Origin of the sequence: Cryobacterium sp. TMT3-29-2, assembly GCF_004564305.1 — a bacterium.
Lineage (GTDB): Bacteria > Actinomycetota > Actinomycetes > Actinomycetales > Microbacteriaceae > Cryobacterium > Cryobacterium sinapicolor.
Map to the genome: position 1 here is coordinate 18,462 of NZ_SOGK01000030.1, position 20,654 is coordinate 39,115.

Sequence of the window (20,654 nt, forward strand, 5' to 3'; positions counted from 1 at the left end):
AGCGCCGACTCGGCGATCAGCCACCAGCACCCCAGCACCCCAGCATGAGCATCATGAAGGCGGCGAAGGCGGCCGCTCCGATCGTCCACGCGCCGGGGTTGTCGGTCGTTCATGAGAGTTCTCCTCTGTCAGGCCGGGCGCAGGGGTCCGGGTCGGGAATTCGCTCTCATTGTCGATCCGACAGGCCCCATTCTGAACCCCTGGAAACCCCGGGCTATTCGCCCTTGATCTCCTCACGCACCCGGCGCAGGTCCTCCATCAGCGAACCGATCAAAATCCAATGCCGCGGATGCGGCGTCGCGATGATCAGGGGGGCGGTCAGGGTGGGTGGTTCGAGCGTCACGCTGACCTGCTGCGCACCGGGGTGGTCCACCTGTTCGGCGAGCAGCCTCAGGTCGTGGGCGGCACGGCTGAGCTCGACCGTGATCGCGAGAACTGTGGGTTCAAGGTGCAGAGAATGGTCGTAATGATCGCGCAGAGACCGGGTCATGCCGATCGTGCGCGCGACGAGTGAGGTCAGCCGGGCGAAGAGTTCCTCGTCGATGTCGAGGAGACGCCGGTTCACGGCGTGCCGCGGGTTGAGCGTGAGGCTCTCCTCGGCCTGCTTGAGCGCCTGGTCCGCCTTGGCGAGCATGGGTCGCAGCAGTCGCACCTTGATCATCATCTCTTCGATCTGGCTGGCCTTTTGCGGAAACCGCAGGGCGTCGACGATGCGGTCCAGGGTGTCCGCGATCTCGTAGGCTAGCCGGACGACCGCCGCATGCGCCGGAGCGAGCAGCACGGGCGGCACGATCAGTGCGTTGACGAGGAGGGCGGCCGCTGCCCCGATGATGGTTTCGACGATCCGATCCCGCGCATACTCGGCCGTCGCCGTGCCGATCGTGAGCAGGAGCATGGCGCTGATCGGGATCTGGCTCGCGGAGCTGGGGGCCAGCCTCAGCGCCCACGCCAGCATGATGCAGAACACGATTGCCAGGAGCACGACCCAGCTCGACTGGCCGAAGGCGACACCGACCGCATAGGCGATGATGACGCCGCCGATGACGCCCAGGCTGCGCTCGACCGCACGGCCGAGCGTCTGGTTGATGTTCGGCTGCACCACGAGTAGGGCGGCGATCGCGGCGAAAACCGGCAGCTGCTCCGTCTCGAGAAGCAGCTGCGACAGGATCCAGCCGAGGGCGACGGCCACGGAGGTCTTCACTGCCTGGAGCAGTGGAATCCGGCTCGTGGATCTCAGCCGGGTGTTGATTCTCACTTGCCTAGGGTAGTCGACTGTGAGCGGTAGTCGCCCGCCCAGGCGGTCGAACTTCTTGGGCGATCACAATACTCGAGCGGTCAGGCCCGGCCGCTTGGGCCCGGCTGGTTAGGGCAGATCGTCGTCAGTGCGGGCGCCGAAGACGATTTCGTCCCAGCTGGGCATCGAGGCGCGTCCGCGTTTACCGTGGCCCGACGCACGCGGAGACGCAGCCGGTGACTGACCGGCAGCGGCTTGGGCGGACCAGGCGTTACGGGGAGTCTCGGCCGGTGCGGCGGTAGCGGAAGCGGCGGGAGCAGCGGGGCGTTCCGCGGCAGGCTCGACCGGCTGGTCCACCAGACGGATGCCCGGGGCCGGGCTGATTCCGCCAGCGCCGGCGTTGCCGTTGGTGAGGCCGGCGTGGTGACTCTCCGCCTGGTTGCTCTCGAATGCGGCGGCTTCGCGCTCCCCGCGGCGGCGACGGAGGGAAGCCAGCAGGTCGGCCGTCTCGCTCAGGCTCTGCGGCGGTTCGTCGGCGCGCTTGATGGCTGCCCGGGACACGGCATCCGTCGTGCCGGCCGAGCGGGAATACGGCACCGGGTCCGGAAGCGGCGCGGTGTCGGTGGTGAGTTCTTCGACCAGAGACTCACGGAAGGTGAACGCGCCGCTGTCGAACCGGGACACGTCGGCGGGACTGGTTTCGGCGCCGACGGCCCGCAGTCGCGGAATCAGAGCACCCTTCAATTCGCCCTGCTGTGACAGTGCGATGGCTTCGTTGCCGACCGGCGACAGGGAGTTCTTCTTCGGTTCGAATCCCCAGCGGGCGTCGTGGTCGATGTCGTCGGCCGTGAAGGCCAACTTGACGATCCAGCCGGCGCCCGGCTCTTTCCAACTGGCCCAGCGCTCGTTGGTGGCGCCGAGGGAGGCCAAACGCTCACGGATGACGGTGCCGAAGTTGGCGCCGCCCTCGATCGGGTCCGGGTCGATGGCGGTGTGCACCGGCACGCTCAGCGCGCAGGAGACCATGTAGTCGCGTTCGGCGACGACCGGCCCCTCGAAGCGGCGCACAAAGTCGATGGACGCGCCCGTGACCGCGGCGACGTCTTCGGCTGACATGCCCGCTCGGATGTGCGCCTGCACTTCCCGCGGGCTCAGCTTCGGTCCCGACGCCGGTTCGACCTGGGCTTGGCGAAGCCGGGACTGGAGAACTTCATCGATGGGGATCCTGAATCGGTCACCCTCCTCTGACGCTGCGAGCAGCGCACCGCTCTCGACTCCAATAACTTTCAATTCCTGCATGTTGAAAGCCCTCTCGCGATCACTAGTGCGGTCAAGACTGCCATGTAAATGTCGAATCTTCGGGGAATACGCCGGGCGTGCCGCAAGTTGATCACTGTGCCGAGCCAATGACGCGAGGTGCAGTTTGCTATTCCGCCGGGATTGTTGGAAACTATGCCCGCCGAAATCCTTTCTCGGCGTAACTGAATGGATGGGTATGGCAACCGATTACGACGCACCACGGAAGACCGAAGACGACTCCGAGTCGATTGAGGCCCTCAAGGAGCGCGTACCCGACAAGATGTCCGGAGTCGTAGATGTCGACGACTCGGACAACCCCGGTGGTTTCGACCTTCCCGGCGCCGATCTGTCCGACCTCGACCTCGATGTCGTCGTTCTGCCTCCGCAGGCCGACGAGTTCACCTGCGTGGAGTGTTTCCTCGTGAAGCACCGCTCGCAGATGTCGCACGAGACCAAGCTCGGCCCGGTTTGCCTGGAGTGCGACTCCTAAACGCGCTCAATCATGTGATGCTGGCCGTCGTGATCCATTGATCGCGGCGGCCAATTTCTGTGGGTGGCGCGTCGAGACGAGCCAGTACGGCGCTGGGTCGGTCGCATCCACGATCGGGATCCGCACGACGGGCCGAATCCAGCCGCGGATGAGCAGCCAGGCCCGGGCGTCGAGCCGTTGGCCGCGTTCCAGAACTGCCTCGTCTCCGTCGAAGGGTTGAACCTCGCCGACCAGATCGGTCGAAATGCTCGCCCGACCGGCGGTGAGCTCACCGTCCCGCACCTGAACCACGGGGGCAGAGAGCAGCAGCGCCAGGACGCAGGCTGCATACAGACCGGCGGCCAGCAGCACCCCGGCCAGCATCGAAATCGGTGCGAACACGAGGATGCTGGCAGGGATGATGAGCGCAGTGGCGACATAGGGTGCTGGAGAGGCCCAGAGTTTTTCGCGATATTCAGGCATGGGTCTATTCGATCAGACTTCTGCACTAGCCTCGACACGTGGCAGAAAGCGTCGAAGTCCTGATAACCGCGTCCATACTCCCGAGCTACGCGCACCCGGGTGACGCGGGAGCGGACCTCCATTCGTCCCAGGCGCTGGTCCTGGCGCCCGGCGAACGCGCACTGGTTGGGACGGGTGTTTCGATCGCACTGCCTGACGGATTCGCGGCCTTCGTCGTGCCCCGGAGCGGCCTCGCGTTCAAGCACGGCATCACGATCGTGAACGCGCCGGGAACCGTCGACGCCGGGTACCGCGGTGAGATCAAGGTCACGCTGCTCAACACCGACCAGACCACGCCCTACGCGATCGCGGTCGGGGACCGGATCGCCCAGATCATCATCATGCCCGTCAGTCGGGCCACGTTCATCCCCGTGGATCGGCTGCCCGGCAGTCAACGCGGAGAAGGCGGGTTCGGGTCCACCGGCCTGAGCCGGCACATCAGCACGGGCACCTCAACGTCAGGAGACAACCAGTGAGCGACACCGCGAACCCGGAGGAGATCCCGGACGAGACGGCCAAGTCGGCGCCGGACGACCGCGCGACAGAGGGCCCTCTCGACGAAGCCGAAGCCAACCCGGTGCGACCCTACGTCGACCTCGGCGGCGTCAAGATCCTTCCGCGTGAGGGACTCCATCTACGGCTGGAGATCGAAGAGGGCAGCAAGCGCGTCGTGGCCATCGGACTCGACTACGCCGGCTCCACCCTGCAGGTGCAGCCGTTCGCCGCGCCCCGCTCCAGTGGCTTGTGGCACGAGATCCGCGCGCAGATCGCCGACCAGATCGGCAAGCAGGGCGGAACGACGACCCTGCGTGAAGGCCCGTTCGGCCCCGAACTGGTGGCGGAGATCCCCGTGGCCGCAGGCCAGGGAGCAGACGGAGTCAGCCGGCTGGCCCGGTTCATCGGCGTCGACGGCCCGCGCTGGTTTCTGCGCGGTGTGATCGCCGGAGAAGGTGCCGTCAACGTCGACGCCGCGACCGAGATCGAAGACCTCTTCCGCAGCATCGTCGTGGTGCGCGGATCCGCCCCGATGCCGCCGCGGGACCTCATTCCGCTCCGGATGCCGGCCACCCCCGCGAATGCGGCTGAGCCGGGCAAGTCCTGAAATCGACCGGATGACGGACGCACCGCTACCCGATGAGGCCCGCCAGCCCGACTCTTCAGAGATCGCGGCGGACTCTCCCGTGCCCGGCGCTTTCGCCGACGGTATGGCGGCCGCGGCCCGGCGGGCGGGCTTCACGCCGGCTGCAGAGGGGGAGCCGATCAGCGGGCGCGCCCTACTGGCTGCGATGGGCGGCATCCGTGGCCTGGTCGAGGCCGTGCTGCCCGGACTGGTCTTCCTGATCACCTACACCTTCACCCGGCAACTTTTCCCCGAGCAGTCGCTGGTTCTGTCGCTGGTCGTGCCGGTGCTGATCGGCGTTGTCTTCATCGTGCTGCGCCGGATCAGCCGCCAAACCGTGACGCCCGCCGTCGGCGGCCTGGCCGCCCTGATCGCCAGCGCCGTGCTCGCCCTGTTCACCGGCCGGGCCGAAGACTTCTTCCTGCCCGGTTTTTGGACCAACGGCCTCTACGGTGGGGCCCTGTTGCTCTCGGCGCTCGTGGGCTGGCCGCTCATCGGGCTGGCCATCGGATTCCTGATGGGCGAGGGGATCGCCTGGCGGTCGAACCCGTCCAGGCGTCGGGTCCTGACCATCCTCACGTTTTGTTGGGCGGGCCTGTTCGCCCTGCGCCTGGCCGTTCAGCTTCCCCTCTACTACTCCGGCAACGTGGAGTGGCTCGGTGCCGCCAAGCTCCTGATGGGGATCCCGCTCTACGCCCCGCTGCTTGTGATCTCGTGGCTGGTGGTCCGGGCCGTCTACCGTGCCAACGGCGCCCAGACCAACGGCGCCGCGGCTCACCGGCCCGAATAAAGATTCCCTGGATTCCGCGACACCGCCCGAAAGAAAACGTGGGAAACGCCGGGGCACCGCTATAGTTATCTCTACGTCAAGATAGTTCGGCGTTGGACATCGACCACACGTTGCATCCGCCAATTAGGTAACCCTTACTGGCAGGCGTAGGCGTCCGGTCGTCAGGATTGAGGATTGCGGACGGTTTCGCCGTCGGTTTCCACGAAGGAGAGGGCATCGTGTCGGCGCTTAATAATGCGGTCGTAAACAGTTTTGGAGCCAAGGACACCCTGCGGGTCGGGTCGACGGACTATGAGGTCTTCCGTCTCGACGCGGTCACGGGCTACGAAAAGCTCCCGTTCAGCCTGAAGGTGCTGTTGGAGAATCTCCTCCGCACCGAAGACGGTGCCAACATCACCGAGGCCCATATTCGTGCCCTGGGGGAATGGGTTCCCACGGCGGAACCCGACACCGAGATCCAATTCACGCCCGGACGCGTGGTCATGCAGGACTTCACCGGCGTGCCGTGCATCGTCGACCTCGCCACCATGCGCGAGGCCGTCGCTGAGCTCGGTGGCGACCCGAAGAAGATCAACCCGCTGGCCCCGGCCGAGCTGGTCATCGACCACTCCGTCATTGCCGACCTGTTCGGCACCGCGGATGCCCTCGAGCGCAACGTGGAGATCGAGTACGAGCGCAACGGCGAGCGGTACCAGTTCCTGCGCTGGGGCCAGACCGCGTTCAACGACTTCAAGGTCGTGCCCCCAGGAACCGGCATCGTGCACCAGGTCAACCTGGAATACCTGGCCCGGGTCACGATGACCCGCGAAGTGAACGGTGTGCTGCAGGCCTACCCCGACACCTGCGTCGGCACCGACTCGCACACGACCATGGTCAATGGCCTGGGCGTGCTCGCCTGGGGCGTGGGTGGCATCGAGGCGGAGGCCGCCATGCTCGGCCAGTCCATCTCGATGCTCATCCCCAAGGTGGTCGGCTTCAAGCTCAACGGCTCGATCCCGACCGGCGTCACCGCGACGGATGTCGTGCTCACCATCACCGAAATCCTGCGCAAGCACGGCGTCGTCGGTAAGTTCGTCGAGTTCTATGGTGCGGGCGTCACCCAGGTTCCGCTGGCCAACCGCGCCACCATCGGCAACATGAGCCCAGAGTTCGGCTCGACGGCCGCCATGTTCCCGATCGACGACGTCACCCTCGACTACCTGCGCCTCACCGGCCGCACGGACGATCAGGTCGCACTCGTCGAGGCGTACGCCAAGTTGCAGGGTCTCTGGCACGACGCCGACAAGGAGCCCGTCTTCAGCGAGTACCTCGAGCTCGACCTCGGGACCGTCGTGCCGTCGATCGCCGGCCCGAAGCGTCCGCAAGACCGCGTCATCCTCACCGAGGCGAAGTCGCAGTTCGAACGGGACCTGCAGAGCTACGCGACGCAGGACTGGACCATCGTGGACGCGGCCGTCGAGGCATCCTTCCCGGCATCAGACCCCATCGGCTTCACCGCCGAGGACGAGAACCTCGACCACAAGGTCTCGCACAACCACGTGAGCCACGCTCCGATCAGTGTTTCGCGGCCCGTCGCGATCACCACGGAGGGCGGCGAGAACTACACGCTCGACCACGGAGCGGTCGCCGTCGCGGCCATCACCTCGTGCACGAACACGTCCAACCCGTCGGTCATGCTTGCCGCGGGCCTGCTCGCCCGCAACGCCGTCAAAAAGGGCCTGACGAGCAAGCCGTGGGTCAAGACCACCCTGGCTCCGGGCTCGAAGGTCGTCACCGACTACTACGAGAAGGCCGGCCTCACCGGGGACCTGGAGGCCCTCGGCTTCTACACCGTCGGCTACGGCTGCACGGTCTGTATCGGCAACACGGGTCCGCTCATCGACGAGGTCACGGCCGCGATCAACGACAACGACCTGGCCGTCACCGCGGTGCTCTCGGGCAACCGCAACTTCGAGGGCCGGATCAGCCCCGACGTGAAGATGAACTACCTGGCCAGCCCGCCGCTGGTCATCGCCTACGCCCTCGCCGGCTCGATGAACTTCGACTTCGAGACGGATGCGCTCGGTATCGGCAGCGACGGCAACGAGGTGTTCCTCAAGGACATCTGGCCTGACTCCGCCGAGGTGCAGGCCACGATCGACAGCTCGATCGACACCGGCATGTTCACGAAACAGTACGGCCACGTCTTCGAGGGCGACGAACGCTGGCGCGGCCTGCCCACGCCGGCCAGCGAGGTCTTCGAGTGGGACCCCGAGTCCACCTATGTGCGCAAGCCCCCGTACTTCGACGGCATGACCATGGAGACCACTCCGGTGGTCGACATCGTGGGTGCCCGTGTGCTCGCCAAACTGGGCGACTCGGTCACGACCGACCACATCAGCCCAGCCGGTTCGATCAAGGCCGACAGCCCCGCCGGCGCCTACCTGCTGGAGCACGGCGTCGAACGCGGCGACTTCAACTCCTACGGCTCGCGTCGCGGCAACCACGAGATTATGATCCGCGGCACCTTCGCGAACATCCGTCTCCGCAACCAGTTGCTGGACGGCGTCGAGGGTGGCTACACCCGCGACTTCACTGTCGACGGGGCTCCGCAGGCGTTCATCTACGATGCTTCGCAGAACTACCAGACCGCCGGAACGCCGCTGGTCATCTTCGGCGGCAAGGAGTACGGCTCGGGTTCGTCTCGTGACTGGGCCGCGAAGGGCACCAGCCTCCTCGGGGTGAAGGCCGTCATCACGGAGAGCTTCGAGCGCATCCACCGCTCGAACCTGATCGGGATGGGCGTCGTTCCGCTGCAGTTCCCGGCCGGCGAGAGCTGGGCGTCGCTCGGACTGGACGGCACGGAGGTCGTCACGATCGAAGGTCTCGTCGAGCTGAACAACGGGGTCACCCCGAAGACGGTACGCGTCACGGCGGCGCCGAGTGCGCAGTCCGCGGGCGGCAAGGCGACGGTCGAGTTCGACGCGGTCGTGCGCATCGACACGCCGGGTGAGGCTGACTACTACCGCAACGGCGGCATCCTGCAGTACGTCCTGCGTTCGCTGGTCGCCTAGCACCCAGCAGCCTCTCGGCTGGCTGGTGAAACCGGCGCGTAGACTCGGCCTGACCGAATCTATGCGCCGGTTTCCTGGTGGCGGATAGCGCAATATGAAAGGTGTTATCGATGGCGCTACTGGACACGATCTCCGGGCCGAGAGATCTGGATCGCCTTTCGACGGAGCAGCTGGTCCAGCTTGCTGCCGAGGTGCGGGCCTTTCTCGTGCGGGAGATATCCAAGACCGGCGGGCACCTCGGGCCCAACCTCGGCGTGGTCGAGCTGACCATCGCGATGCACCGGGTCTTCGAGTCGCCGCGCGACGCCATCGTCTTCGACACCGGGCACCAGGCCTACGTGCACAAGCTGCTCACCGGTCGCCAGGACTTCAGCCTCCTGCGCCAGACCGGCGGTCTGGCCGGCTACCCGCAACGCCGGGAGTCCGAGCACGACATCGTGGAGAGTTCCCACGCCTCCAGCTCACTGTCCTGGGCCGACGGCATCTCGCGCGCCTTCGAGATGACCGGCCAGAGCGACCGCCACGTGATCGCGGTCGTCGGCGACGGTTCCCTGACCGGCGGCATGACCTGGGAGGCCCTCAATAACATCAGCGACGACAACACCCGTCGCCTGATCATCATCGTGAACGACAACGGCCGCTCGTATGCGCCCACCATCGGCGGCATGGCCCGCTTTCTCAACACCGTCCGCACCCGCCAGGCGTACCACAGCGCCTATCTGACCAGCCGTGAGGCCTTCGAACGGATGGGCGCTCCCGCCCGAGCGTTCTTCCGTGGTGTGCGCGGTGGCATGCACGGCTTCCTCGCCCGCTTCTCCAACAACGAGGCGCTCTACTCCAACCTCGACATCAAGTACATCGGCCCGGTCGACGGCCACGACATGGAGGCGATGGTCGAGGCGCTCCGGCAGGCCAAGGGATACGGCGCGCCGGTGATCGTGCACGCGATCACCCAGAAGGGCAAGGGATACGACCCGGCCGTTCAGGACACCGCCGACCAGTTCCACGCGGTCGGCCAGATCGACCCGGAAACGGGGGAGTCCACCGAATCCGCCGGCGCACCCTCCTGGACGTCGGTCTTCGCCGATGAGCTGCTGCGCCTCGCCATTCTCGAACCGAAGATCGTCGGCATCACCGCGGCCATGCTCCGCCCCACCGGCCTGCACAAGATGGCCGAGCAGTTCCCCAGCCGGGTGCACGACGTGGGCATCGCCGAGCAGCACGCCGTCACCAGTGCCGCCGGCCTCGCCTTCGGCGGCCTGCACCCGGTTGTCGCGCTCTACGCCACCTTCATCAACCGGGCGTTCGATCAGGTCCTGATGGATGTCGCCCTGCACAAGGCCGGCGTCACGTTCGTGCTCGACCGGGCCGGGGTGACCGGGCCCGACGGCCCCAGCCACCACGGAATCTGGGATCTGGCGATCCTTCAGGTCGTCCCCGGGATCCGCCTGGCGGCCCCCCGGGACTCGGTGCGCCTGTGCGAGGAGCTCGGGGAGGCTGTGGCCGTCGATGACGCGCCCACCGTGCTGCGGTTCCCGAAGGGCAGCGTGAGCGCCCCGATCGATGCCGTGCGGCGCCTGGACGACGGGGTCGACGTGCTTCTGGAGTCGACCCAGAAGGACGTGCTGATCGTCACCGTCGGGCCGATGGCCTCGACGGGCCTCGATGTGGCCGGGCGGCTCGCCGCCCAGGGCATCGGAGCCACCGTCGTCGACCCACGTTGGGTCGTACCGGTGCCGCGGAGCATCGTGTCGCTGGCGGCCGAATACCGCATCGTCGTGAGCATCGAGGACGGCATCCGGGTCGGCGGCGTCGGCACCCGCATCCGTCAGGATCTGCGCGAAGCCGGCGTGGACACGGCGGTCACCGAGCTGGGGCTCCCGGACGAGTTCCTCGACCACGGCACCCGTGCGGAGATCCTCGAGCGCGTCGGGCTGACCCCGCAGCGCATCGCCCGCGATGTCGTCGCGATGGTGCTCGGCAGCAAGATCCCACACGCGCGGCCCCTGCCCGCGGACCATGCCGACACCGCCACCGGCAGCATCCCAGCCAGCCACAAGCTCGAGTAGCGTACACCGAACCAATTCGACGGAGATTTTGATCGAAAACCGCTTTTTCAGAGGTTTCAGGGCCGATTGCGGCAGAATCTCCGTCAAATTCGTTCAGTGTGGAGCCCCCGAGCCGTGACTTCGGCTCCCTGATCCTGATGAAAAAGGAGCCGAAGTCCCGGCTTGCGGGTGGATGCGGTCAGTCGCCCACAGTCGTCGCGGTGGTGCGGGCAACGGGGAGGGCCTCGGCACCGACGCCGCGGATCGCCGGGGTGTGGAACGTGCCCTGGAACACCCGTTCGCTCGCTCCGACGCGGTCGAGGTACGGGGTGATCCCGCCCATCTGGAACGGCCAGTTGGCGCCCAGGATCATGCACAGGTCGATGTCTTCGGCGGCGTGTACGACACCGTCGTCCAGCATCCGCTTGATTTCATCGGCGAGGCCGTCCTCGACCCGACGCAGGATCTGCTCGGCCGTCATCGGGGTCTGGCCGCCCGCGACAATCTTGACGGCACCCTTGTCGAAGCCCTTGATTTTGCCCTTGGCGTCGCGCTCCAGAATGGTGCCGTACTCGGCCAGCTTGTGCAGGTTCGCACTCTCGAAGAACCGGTCCGGGAACGCGGCGTGGTGGGTGTCGAGAACGTGCGCGCCGACCTTCAGGCCCACGAGCTCGAGCAGCTCGAACGGGGTCATCGGCATCCCGAACTTGGCCAGTGAGCCGTCGACGACGTCGAACGGGGTGCCGGTGTCGACGGCGTGCATGGCCTCACCCAGCAGTTTCGCCAGGAGGCGGTTGACCACGAACCCGGGTGTGTCCCGGGTGATGACCGCGTTCTTGCGCAGCTTGGCGGCCACGACCATCGCCGTCGAGAGAGTGGCGTCATTGGTCTGGGGGGTGTTCACGACCTCGATCAGCGGCATGATCGCCACCGGGTTGAAGAAGTGGAAGCCGACGAGGCGTTCGGGGTGGGCTAGTTTGGCACCGATCTGCTCGACCGAGAGGGATGAGGTGTTGGTGGCCAGGATGGCGTCGGGCGAGATGTGTTTCTCGATCTCGGCGAAGACATCCTGCTTCACCCCGAGTTCCTCGAAGACGGCCTCGATCACCCAGTCCGCGTCTGCGAACTGTGACTTGTCGGTGGTCCCCGTGACGAGGGCTCGGAGCCGGTTCGCCTCGTCGGGGGAGATGCGCTTCTTGGTCTCCAGGTTGAGGATCTCGCCGTGGATGTACGCGACACCCTTATCGACCCGGGCCTGGTCGAGGTCCGTTATGACCACGGGCACGCGCAGGCGACGAACGAAGAGCAGGGCGAACTGGCTGGCCATCAGGCCGGCGCCGATCACGCCCACCTTCTTGATCGGCCGCGCCAGGGCCTTGTCCGGCGCTCCGGCCGGCCGTTTGGCGCGCTTCTGCACCAGGTTGAAGGCGTAGATGCTGGCCTGCAGCTGGTCACCGGCGATGAGTTCGGCTAGGGAATCGTCCTCCCTTTCGAACCCCTCCTGGCGGGTGCCGCTCTTGGCTGCCTTGAGCAGGTCGAGGGCGATATAGGGCGACCGGGCGACGGTGCCGATGCGGTTCTCCAGCATCTTGCGGGCGACGCCCACTGCCACGTCCCACTTCACGAGCCGCTCGACCTTCCCCGGCGCATGGGGCCTCGCAACCTTGGTCTTTCCGGAGACCACGCCGTCCGCCCACTGGATGGACTGTTCGAGGAACCGGGCCGAGGCGAACTGCACGTCGGCAATGCCCAGTTCCATCGCGTCCGCAGCCTTGAGCACGCGGTGCTTCAGCGGGTTCTCAATGATCACCTTGAGCGCGCTTTCGATGCCGATCAGGTTGGGCAGTAGATAGGAGCCGCCCCAGCCCGGGATGAGCCCGAGGGAGACCTCAGGCAACGCGATCGCCGGCACGGTCTCGTCCACGGTGCGGTAGTCGGCGTTAAGAGCGATCTCGAGCCCGCCTCCCAGCGCCAGCCCGTTGATGAAAACGAAGGAGGGCACGCCCAGGTCCGCCTGCTTGCCGAGAGCGTAGTGGCCCAGCTGCGCCAGCAACTTGCCCGACGCGAGCGACGGGATCTCGCTGACCTTGCTCAGGTCGGCGCCGGCAGCGAGGATAAACGGCTTGCCGGTGACGGCGACACCGTGGATGTCGCCGAGAGCGGCGCGCTCCCGGAGGAGGTCCATCGTCATGGCGAACTCGAGCAGGGTGATGGGGCCGAGTGTGTTCGGGCGGGTGTGGTCCCGGCCGTTGTCGAGGGTGACGAGCGCCAGGGTCTTTCCGTCGGACAGGGGAACATCGCGCACGTAGGAGTGCGTGACGACCTCGTCGGCCGACAGCTCGACCAGCGGGGTGAAATCGAGTGCGGAGTAGTTGCTCATCGCTTGCTTGCCTTCCGGTTGAAGTTCGGGTTCTCCCAAATGACGGTGCCGCCCTGGCCGAGGCCGATGCACATGGCGGTGAGGCCATAGCGGACCTCCGGGTGCTCGCTGAACTGTCGTGCGAGCTGGTTCATCAGGCGCACGCCGGAGGAGGCGAGCGGATGCCCGATGGCGATCGCGCCGCCGTATTCGTTCACACGCGGGTCCTCGTCGTCGATGCCGAAGTGGTCGAGGAACGAGATGACCTGCACGGCGAAGGCCTCGTTGAGTTCGAACAGGCCGATGTCGGTGATGCTGAGGCCTGCCTTGCGCAGCGCCTTCTCGGTGGACGGGACCGGGCCGAGGCCCATGACCTCCGGTTCGACGCCGGCGAAGGCGAAGCTGACCATCTTCATCTTGACGGTGAGGCCGAGGTCCTTGGCGGCCTTGCCGCTGGCGAGGAGGCAGGCGCTGGCGCCGTCGTTGAGCCCGGACGCATTGCCGGCTGTGACACGGCCGTGGGGACGGAACGGCGTCTTGAGGGACGCGAGGCCCTCCATCGTGGTTTCGGGGCGGGGTGCCTCGTCGCGGGTCGCCAGACCCCACCCGGTGTCGCTACGGACCGCAACCGACACGAGATCAGGCTGGATCTTCTCGGCGGCATAGGCTGCAGCGACCTTCTGCTGGCTGCGCAGGGCGAACCGGTCGGACCGCTCCTTGGTGTACGTCGGGAACCGGTCGTGGATGCGCTCTGCGGTGGCACCCATATTCAGGGCGTCCTCACTGACCAGGCGCTCGGACAGGAAACGCGGATTGGGGTCGACTCCCGAACCCATCGGGTGGCGTCCCATGTGCTCGACGCCGCCGGCGATGGCGAGGTCGTAGGCTCCGAAGCCGATCCCCGCACCGAGAGTGGTGACGGCGGTCATGGCGCCGGCGCACATCCGGTCAATGGCGAATCCGGGCACCGACTTCGGCAACCCGGAAAGGAGTGCCGCCGTGCGACCCAGCGTGAGGCCCTGGTCACCGGTCTGGGTGGTGGCCGCGATGGCCACCTCGTCGATACGTTCCCCGGGGACCGACGGGTTGCGTTCCAGCAGTCCGATCATGGCCTTGACCACGAGATCATCTGCCCGGGTGTTCCAGTACATGCCCTTTTCACCGGCGCGTCCGAACGGGGTGCGAACCCCGTCCACAAACACGACTTCTGCTCTATCGGCCACTTTGCCTCCATCATCGATCGGGTGTCGGTCGATCCTAAAGGGGCTCTCGTGGAGGGTCGAATCCTTGGACGGTTCCTACGAATTCGATTCCGACGAGAGCTCGATCGTTTGGTGAACATCCACAAAGGCATCGGCGATCCGTTGTGCGGTCACTTCAATTTGCCAGGTGCGGGCGCCCAGGTGCGCGAGCGCCTCCCCGACGGATGCGGGGTCGACGTTCTCGGGCGGCGTCCACGCCACCCGGCGTACATAGTCCGGGGTGACGAGGTTCTCAATCGGGATGGCGAGTTCTTCTGAGACCTCGGTCAGGGCGGCGCGGGCGGCCTTGTAGCGCAGGTCAGCCTCGGGATTGCGGTCGGACCAGGCGCGCGGGGGCGGGAGCAGATCGCTGTTACCCCGCAGCGACGGCAGGTCCGTCGACGCCAGGCCCTTCAGGATGGCGCCCCACCAGCGGTCGAGTTCGGTGCGGCTGGCACGCCCGCTGAAATCCCGCAGGTCTGCCAGGGCCTGACGGGTCCCGGGCATGGCCCGTGCTGCCGCCGTCAGCGACGCGTCGGGGACAAGGCGGCCGGGGGAGACGTCCAGCTCCTGGGCTAATGCGTCGCGGGCCAGCCACAGTTCCCGGGCCACGGCGAGACCGCGTTGGCTTCGGATGGAGTGCACGCCGGAGAGGCGGCGCCAGGGCTCGGGGCCGAGGGGCTTGGCCTCTCGGGCCAGAACCGCGGCGAATTCCTGGGCGGCAATGTCGGTCTTGGAATCGGTAGCGAGCATGTCGACCATGCGGTCACGCAGATCGGGGAGCAGCTCCACGTCGAGTGCGCCGTACACCAGCCAGGCCTCCGGAAGCGGGCGGGTCGACCAGTTGGCGGCGGAGTGTTCCTTGGCCAGATGGATGCCCAGCAGTTCTTCCACCACCGTGCCGAGGCCGACCCGGGGGATTCCGAGCAGGCGAGCAGCCAGTTCCGTGTCGAAGATGTGCTGGGGGTCAAGTCCGACCTCGCGCAGGCAGGCAAGGTCCTGGCTCGCGGCGTGGAAGATCCACTCATCGTCCTGGAGAGCCTCGTTGAGTTCGTAAAAGTCGCCGATCGCGGGCGGATCGAATAGGAAGGTGCCAGCGTCGCGCCGATACATCTGGATCAGGTAGGCGCGCTGCGAGTAGGTGAAGCCGGAGGCTCGTTCCGCATCGATGCCGATCGGGCCCGTGCCCGCGCTGATGGCCGCGGTCGCCGCGAGGTAGGCGTCCCGCGTATCGATCACCTGATGATCAAGCACGTCCGGTTCGGCGTGTGGACAACATGCTGACTCCTTCGCCAGTGGGTGGAAGGCCTGCGAGCATGCAGAGCAGCTCACCCCATCCTTCGACGTGGGCGGCGAGATTGTGGTCCAGCGGCGTCCACGAGGCTCGCAATTCGATCTGCGCGCCATCGCCCTGCCTGGCAAGTTCGCCAAAGCCGGACGAGATAATCTTAGTCGCGGTGCCCGAGGCCGCGGTATACCGTGCCCCGTGGGCCTCGAGGGCGTCCACCAGCCACGACCAGGCCACGCCTGCGACGAATGGGTCGAGGCCGATGTCGGTCTCCAACGGGGCTTGGGCGAAGCAGACGACGCGGAAGGCACCGCCCCACGCCTCCGGCTCGGTCGGGTCGTACAGCAGGATGAAGCGTCCGGTCCCGAGGTCGGAGTCGCTGCCATGACGCACCGGGGTGACGTCGGCCGAGAAGGCGACGGCGTGAGGGGCGAGGTTTCCGGGGGCGGAAATCTCGTTGACCACAAGCTCCGTACGGATGCGGGCACGTGCGAAGGAGGCGCGGGCGGCGGCGAACTCCGGGGGGAGCGGTTCTTGTGTTACGGGCACGTGTGCAGACTAGAGTTTTTTTCGAGCGGAGTCGGTCAGGCACGCCGGACAGGGGAGGTAGTCATGCGTGACGGAACGGGTTCAGGGCGGCACGCGCGGCGATTTCTGGCGGTGACCGGGATCGCAGTAACCGGTGCGGCGGTAGTGCTCGGGGCCGCCGGCGGTGTTCTCGCGGCCGTGATGGCACGCCGGATCGTGACACCCACGTCAAAGCGCGCCGACGATGTGCGGATCCACTCCGTCGACCTCCCGGCGGGAATGATCACCCTGCAGTCGACGGCGGATTCCATTCTTCAGGGCGACTACAGTTTTTGGTTCTCGGGCGACGCAGGGCACGCCCACCTGGGTGAGATCCTGCGCCTTACGCCGACGAAGGTGACCCGGCGCATCCTGCGCGTCGATCACGGGGATCTGGCGGGGGCCGAGCGCGGCCGGTTGGGCGGTTATTCGTACCTCGGGCCCTGGGACCTCGGCCTCGCCTTCGAGGACGTGCTGGTCCCGACCACTGCCGGTGACGCGCCCGCCTGGCTGATTCCGGCGGAGGAGCCGGACGGCCGCTGGGTGATCCAGGTGCACGGGCGCGGGGTGCAACGCCAGGAGACGTTGCGGGCGGCGCCGGTCTTCCGGGACGCGGGTTTCACGTCCCTGCTCGTGTCCTATCGCAATGACGGGGAGGCGCCGCAGAGCGGTGACGGCCGGTATGCCCTCGGAGACGCGGAATGGCAGGACGTCGACGCGGCGATCGCGTTCGCCGTGCACCGCGGCGCGAGCGAGATCGTGCTGATGGGCTGGTCCATGGGCGGGGCGATCGTGCTGCAGACGGTGACGCGTTCCGCGCTGCGCGACCGGATCGTCGGTGTCGTGCTCGATTCGCCTGTGATCGACTGGGCGGATGTCGCCCGGTTCCACGGCGGCCTCCTCGGCCTGCCCGCGGTTGTCGCCAGCGGCGCCCTGGAAGTCTTGGGCCGGCGTTGGGGCGGGATCTTCACCGGGCAGACGGAACCGATCGACTTCGGACGCCTCGACTTCGTCACACGCGCCGCCGAACTCGAACTGCCGGTGCTGCTGATGCACAGCGACGACGACGGATTCGTGCCCGCGACCGGCTCCCGTGCCTTGGCAGGGCGCCGCCCCGACATCGTGACCTTCCTGCCCTTCGCAGTGGCGCGGCACACGAAGCTGTGGAACTACGACCGCGAGGGTTGGAACCAGGCCATCACGATCTGGTTGGCCGAGACCGCTCCCACCGCGCGTACGTCGCTCCCCGGTCGTCCAGGAGTAGTTGCCGCATCCTGAATCCGGTGCTCCCGGTCATGTTCGATTCGAGCAGCCCCCTGCCGCCGAGTACTACCTGCGGGCTCGTGGACAGGCAGAATTCGTCGACCAGGTCGGCGGCGAAGAACTGTCCGGCCAGCACCGGCCCGCCCTCGCAGACGATGCGGGGGAGGCCGAGTGTGCGGAGCGCCGCGAGAATGCCGGACGGTGCCAGGACGCCGTTCTCGTCGTCGAGCGGCACGACGGTCGCACGGGATCCGGACGCGGCGTCCTCGGCCCGGGCGACCGCTGAGCGCGGGCAGAGGATGTAGACGGACTGCCGGGGCGCGGAGTCTCGGCGCGCGGCTTCCGAGTGCGTGGACTGCTCGAGCCGATGCCCGGCGAGGTTGCCGCTGGAGGTGACGACGGCGAGGGCCGCCCGGGCCGGCACGACGTACCCCTCCGCACGGAGGCTGCCGGCACCGACGAGGACGACGTCAGCAAGTTCCCTGATCACGCCGAGGATCCGGCGATCCAGGCGGCTCGACAGCGAGTCCGAGGTGCCGTCGGACCCGGCCACGCCGCCGTTCAGGCTGGCGATCATGTTGACCCGCAGGTAAGCGTCCGGCGCCGGGGTGTAGCGCTGCAGCAGCCAGTCCCGGCTCGCCGGGTCCAGCCCGTCGACGCTCCGGGGCAGGTCCGCCGCATCGCCCTCGGCCTCCGGCTCCGGAAACACCCGGGTCAGGGTCACGCAGCGCCCTCGCGCAGGCGGCGCTTGGTGCGGGCGAGCATGGCCGTCATGCCGCGAATGCGAAGGGGAGACACCGCTTTCGTCAAACCGATCGTGTTCGGGTAGTCATCGGGCACGTCGAGCACCTCCTGGGTACTGAGGCCGTCCAAACCCTGGGCCAGGATCGAGGCGAAACCACGGGTCGTCGGCGACTCCCGGGGCGCGGTCGCGTGGAGGTGAACTGCGGAATCGTCGTCCACCTCGACGAACATGAAGACCGGGGACTGGCATTCCACGACCCGCTCGAGCAGGTCCGGGTGCTCCGCGTAGCGCGGCGGAAGGGCCGGCAGCTCATCGGCGAACTCGAGCAGCAGGAGCAGCCGGTCGGGCTCCTCGAGTTCGAGGAAATCGTCACGGATCGCGGCCAGTTTAGGGGGTAGTTCGGTGGCAGTCATCGAGGATCATTCTGCCATGCACCGGCCGAGGGAGCCCGGAATCCGGGTCGGGCCGGCCGGATCAGCGCGGCTGCGGGGCGGTGCCCGGCTCCCTGCCCATCGCGATGGGCACGTGCACGGCGTTACCCCATTCGGTCCAGGACCCGTCGTAGTTGCGCACGCCGTCGAAGCCGAGCAGGTGCGTCAGCACGAACCAGGTGTGACTGGATCGCTCGCCGATCCGGCAGTAGGCGATGACGTCGTCACCGTCGGAAAGGCCGGCTTCGTCACGGTAGATGGCGTCCAGTTCCGTCCGGGAGCGGAAGGTGGCGTCTGGGGCGGCGGCGCGGGCCCACGGTACCGACGCCGCCGACGGGATGTGGCCGCCGCGAAGGGCGCCTTCTTCCGGGTAGGCCGGCATGTGGGTGCGTTCGCCGGTGTACTCCTCGGTGGAGCGCACGTCGATCAGCGGGTTCCCGAAGTGGGCGAGGACATCCTCGCGGAATGCGCGGATGGGGGAATCGTTGCGTTCGACGACCGGGTACGTGGCCGGGGTGACGACGGGCTTGTCCCGGGTGAGGTCGCGTTCCTCGGCCACCCACTTCTCCCGGCCGCCGTCGAGCAGGCGCACGTCGTCGTGGCCGAACAGGGTGAACACCCACAGGGCGTAGGCCGCCCACCAGTTGCTCTTGTCGCCGTAGATGACCACGGTGGTGTCGCGGGCGATGCCCTTGGCACCGAGCATGGCGGCGAAGGCGGCACCGTCGACGAAGTCACGCTCAACCGGGTCGTTGAGGTCGGTGTGCCAGTCGATCTTGACCGCTCCCGGAATGTGGCCGGTTTCGTAGAGGAGAACGTCCTCGTCGGATTCGACGACCATAAGGCCGGGTGTGCCGAGGTGCGCCTGCAGCCACTCGGTGCTGACCAGACGTTCGGGGTGGGCGTAGGCGGTGAACTTCGGTGCCGGATCGAGATCAACGGACATGGGGAAACCTCCTGGTGGCGTCGGATGGACACCGGAATCAAATGGTCGCGGTTTAGGCTGGATACCGGTCCGCGCTTTGAATCTACGCGGTATGGGTCCTGATCGCATTCGCGGTCGTTCTTCGACGATGATGCACCGACCGCGACTACCAGTCCGACACAGAAACCGGGTACTCCAGCATGGCTCCATACGCTCTCAGCCAGGTGCAACGATTGGCCGATCGCTCTCCGAGCATCACCGGGCCGGAGATCGTGGCGGAACTGGTTCCGCCGCCCCAGTTCGAGCACGCCTCCTTCGAGTCGTACCGACCCGACCTGAACTTTCCGTCGCAGCTCGAGGCCGTGGAGCGGCTGGGCACCTTCGCCGGGGCCTGGCTGCCCCAGAGGCCCAGCGGATTCTTCTCCCGCACCCGCAAGCCCAAGGCGGAGCTGCCGGGTATTTACCTGGACGGCGGCTTCGGCGTCGGCAAGACCCACCTGCTGGCTGCACTCTGGCATGCCGCCCCGGGACCGAAGTACTTCGGCACCTTCATCGAGTACACCGCCCTGGTGGGGGCGCTCGGCTACGCGGCCACCGTCAAGCAACTTTCCGGTGCCCGCCTGATCTGCATCGACGAGTTCGAACTCGACGACCCGGGCGACACCATGCTGATGACCCGGCTGCTGGGCGAGCTGGTGGCCTCGGGCACTCGAGTCGCCGCGACGTCGAACACGCCGCCGAACTCGCTGGGCGAGGGGCGGTTCGCCGCGATCGACTTCCTGCGCGAGATCCAGGCGATGTCCGCGAACTTCGAGATCGTGCGCATCGACGGCCTCGACTACCGCCGCCGCGACATCGAGGGCCATGCCATCGCCGTGCCCCGGGATGAGCTGGACCAGATGGTGCCCGCCCTGCTCGAACGCGGTTCGGCGGTGACCCGGGACGATTTCGGTGACCTGATCCGTCATCTGAGCACGGTGCATCCGTCGAAGTACATCAAGATGATTCACGGCATCGACGTCATCGCCCTGACCGATGTGTACTTGCTGACCGACCAGACGGATGCCCTCAGGCTGGTGGCCTTCATCGACCGGGTTTACGACGCGGAGATTCCGATCATCGCCAACGGGCAGCCACTGAACGAGGTCTTCGACGAGGAAATGCTCTCCGGTGGCTACCGCAAGAAGTACCAGCGCTCCCAGTCCCGGCTCGTGGCGCTGACCACAGGGGAGCTCCCGCCGCACGACTGAACCTCGACTGTTCGGGGACGGACGACCGCACAGCCCGCCGGAAACGCGAT

Annotated in this window: 18 protein-coding genes; 8 read left to right on the top strand and 10 right to left on the bottom strand. The window is 67.0% G+C overall.

Going from position 1 to position 20,654, the window contains the following annotated elements; all coding sequences use genetic code 11:
• Positions 1 to 214 precede the first annotated feature (214 nt).
• Both E3O67_RS04075 and sepH read right to left on the bottom strand, forming a co-directional pair.
• Entirely contained in the window at positions 215 to 1,255 is a 1,041-nt protein-coding gene (locus tag E3O67_RS04075; protein ID WP_135101979.1) for an aromatic acid exporter family protein, read from the bottom strand.
• A 108-nt stretch (positions 1,256 to 1,363) separates the two neighbouring features.
• Entirely contained in the window at positions 1,364 to 2,533 is a 1,170-nt protein-coding gene (gene sepH, locus E3O67_RS04080; protein ID WP_135101980.1) for a septation protein SepH, read from the bottom strand.
• A 196-nt stretch (positions 2,534 to 2,729) separates the two neighbouring features.
• Here sepH and E3O67_RS04085 point away from each other — a divergent pair, with 196 nt between their 5' ends.
• Positions 2,730 to 3,023: a DUF4193 domain-containing protein gene (locus E3O67_RS04085; protein WP_134363594.1), complete on the top strand. Its 294-nt coding sequence runs from the start codon at positions 2,730 to 2,732 to the stop codon at positions 3,021 to 3,023.
• A gap of 6 nt (positions 3,024 to 3,029) precedes the next feature.
• Here the strand turns inward: E3O67_RS04085 and E3O67_RS04090 are convergent, their stop codons facing one another.
• Positions 3,030 to 3,485 (bottom strand): DUF3093 domain-containing protein, encoded by a 456-nt coding sequence (locus E3O67_RS04090; RefSeq protein ID WP_134430925.1) that lies wholly within the window; start codon positions 3,483 to 3,485, stop codon positions 3,030 to 3,032.
• Between the two features lie 38 nt (positions 3,486 to 3,523).
• Here E3O67_RS04090 and dut point away from each other — a divergent pair, with 38 nt between their 5' ends.
• The 5 genes from dut (at position 3,524) to dxs (ending at position 10,556) form a co-directional block, all read left to right on the top strand.
• The gene (dut, locus tag E3O67_RS04095) at positions 3,524 to 4,000 is read left to right on the top strand and encodes a dUTP diphosphatase (RefSeq protein ID WP_134430928.1); all 477 of its coding nucleotides are present in this window, start codon (positions 3,524 to 3,526) and stop codon (positions 3,998 to 4,000) included.
• Positions 3,997 to 4,626 carry a DUF3710 domain-containing protein gene (locus E3O67_RS04100; RefSeq protein WP_241979296.1) on the top strand — a complete coding sequence of 210 codons (630 nt, stop codon included), beginning with the start codon at positions 3,997 to 3,999 and terminating at the stop codon, positions 4,624 to 4,626. Before dut ends, E3O67_RS04100 begins: the two co-directional genes overlap by 4 nt.
• 10 nt (positions 4,627 to 4,636) lie before the next feature.
• Positions 4,637 to 5,434 carry a DUF3159 domain-containing protein gene (locus E3O67_RS04105; RefSeq protein ID WP_135101982.1) on the top strand — a complete coding sequence of 266 codons (798 nt, stop codon included), beginning with the start codon at positions 4,637 to 4,639 and terminating at the stop codon, positions 5,432 to 5,434.
• Positions 5,435 to 5,652: 218 nt separating this feature from the next.
• Entirely contained in the window at positions 5,653 to 8,487 is a 2,835-nt protein-coding gene (gene acnA / locus E3O67_RS04110; RefSeq protein WP_135101984.1) for an aconitate hydratase AcnA, read from the top strand.
• Between the two features lie 110 nt (positions 8,488 to 8,597).
• Positions 8,598 to 10,556, top strand: a complete 1,959-nt coding sequence (gene dxs, locus E3O67_RS04115) for a 1-deoxy-D-xylulose-5-phosphate synthase (RefSeq protein ID WP_134430937.1) — start codon at positions 8,598 to 8,600, stop codon at positions 10,554 to 10,556.
• 178 nt (positions 10,557 to 10,734) lie between these two features.
• On the opposite strand, the gene E3O67_RS04120 is transcribed toward dxs, so the two are convergent.
• The 4 genes from E3O67_RS04120 to E3O67_RS04135 all read right to left on the bottom strand — a co-directional run bounded on the left by E3O67_RS04120 (position 10,735) and on the right by E3O67_RS04135 (position 15,972).
• Positions 10,735 to 12,915: a 3-hydroxyacyl-CoA dehydrogenase NAD-binding domain-containing protein gene (locus tag E3O67_RS04120; RefSeq protein ID WP_135101986.1), complete on the bottom strand. Its 2,181-nt coding sequence runs from the start codon at positions 12,913 to 12,915 to the stop codon at positions 10,735 to 10,737.
• Positions 12,912 to 14,117 carry a thiolase family protein gene (locus E3O67_RS04125; protein ID WP_134430943.1) on the bottom strand — a complete coding sequence of 402 codons (1,206 nt, stop codon included), beginning with the start codon at positions 14,115 to 14,117 and terminating at the stop codon, positions 12,912 to 12,914. The genes E3O67_RS04120 and E3O67_RS04125 overlap by 4 nt, the downstream gene beginning before the upstream one ends.
• Before the next feature lie 75 nt (positions 14,118 to 14,192).
• Positions 14,193 to 15,389, bottom strand: coding sequence for an HRDC domain-containing protein (locus E3O67_RS04130; RefSeq protein WP_134430946.1), 1,197 nt, complete (start codon positions 15,387 to 15,389; stop codon positions 14,193 to 14,195).
• The gene (locus E3O67_RS04135; RefSeq protein ID WP_134430949.1) at positions 15,382 to 15,972 is read right to left on the bottom strand and encodes a DUF3000 domain-containing protein; all 591 of its coding nucleotides are present in this window, start codon (positions 15,970 to 15,972) and stop codon (positions 15,382 to 15,384) included. The genes E3O67_RS04130 and E3O67_RS04135 overlap by 8 nt, the downstream gene beginning before the upstream one ends.
• Positions 15,973 to 16,035: 63 nt before the next feature.
• On the opposite strand from E3O67_RS04135, the gene E3O67_RS04140 reads away from it, so the two are divergent.
• On the top strand, positions 16,036 to 17,268 hold the full coding sequence (locus tag E3O67_RS04140) for an alpha/beta hydrolase (protein WP_135101988.1): 1,233 nt from the start codon (positions 16,036 to 16,038) through the stop codon (positions 17,266 to 17,268).
• On the opposite strand, the gene E3O67_RS04145 is transcribed toward E3O67_RS04140, so the two are convergent.
• From E3O67_RS04145 to E3O67_RS04155, 3 genes are all read right to left on the bottom strand, one after another.
• Positions 17,189 to 17,977 (bottom strand): dihydrofolate reductase family protein, encoded by a 789-nt coding sequence (locus E3O67_RS04145; protein WP_134430955.1) that lies wholly within the window; start codon positions 17,975 to 17,977, stop codon positions 17,189 to 17,191. The two genes, E3O67_RS04140 and E3O67_RS04145, sit on opposite strands and share 80 nt — an antisense overlap.
• Positions 17,974 to 18,411, bottom strand: a complete 438-nt coding sequence (locus E3O67_RS04150) for a SufE family protein (RefSeq protein WP_134430958.1) — start codon at positions 18,409 to 18,411, stop codon at positions 17,974 to 17,976. Before E3O67_RS04150 ends, E3O67_RS04145 begins: the two co-directional genes overlap by 4 nt.
• A 61-nt stretch (positions 18,412 to 18,472) precedes the next feature.
• Positions 18,473 to 19,375 (bottom strand): sulfurtransferase, encoded by a 903-nt coding sequence (locus E3O67_RS04155; protein ID WP_134430961.1) that lies wholly within the window; start codon positions 19,373 to 19,375, stop codon positions 18,473 to 18,475.
• Positions 19,376 to 19,554: 179 nt separating this feature from the next.
• On the opposite strand from E3O67_RS04155, the gene zapE reads away from it, so the two are divergent.
• Positions 19,555 to 20,604, top strand: a complete 1,050-nt coding sequence (gene zapE, locus E3O67_RS04160; RefSeq protein ID WP_135101990.1) for a cell division protein ZapE — start codon at positions 19,555 to 19,557, stop codon at positions 20,602 to 20,604.
• Positions 20,605 to 20,654: the final 50 nt, after the last annotated feature.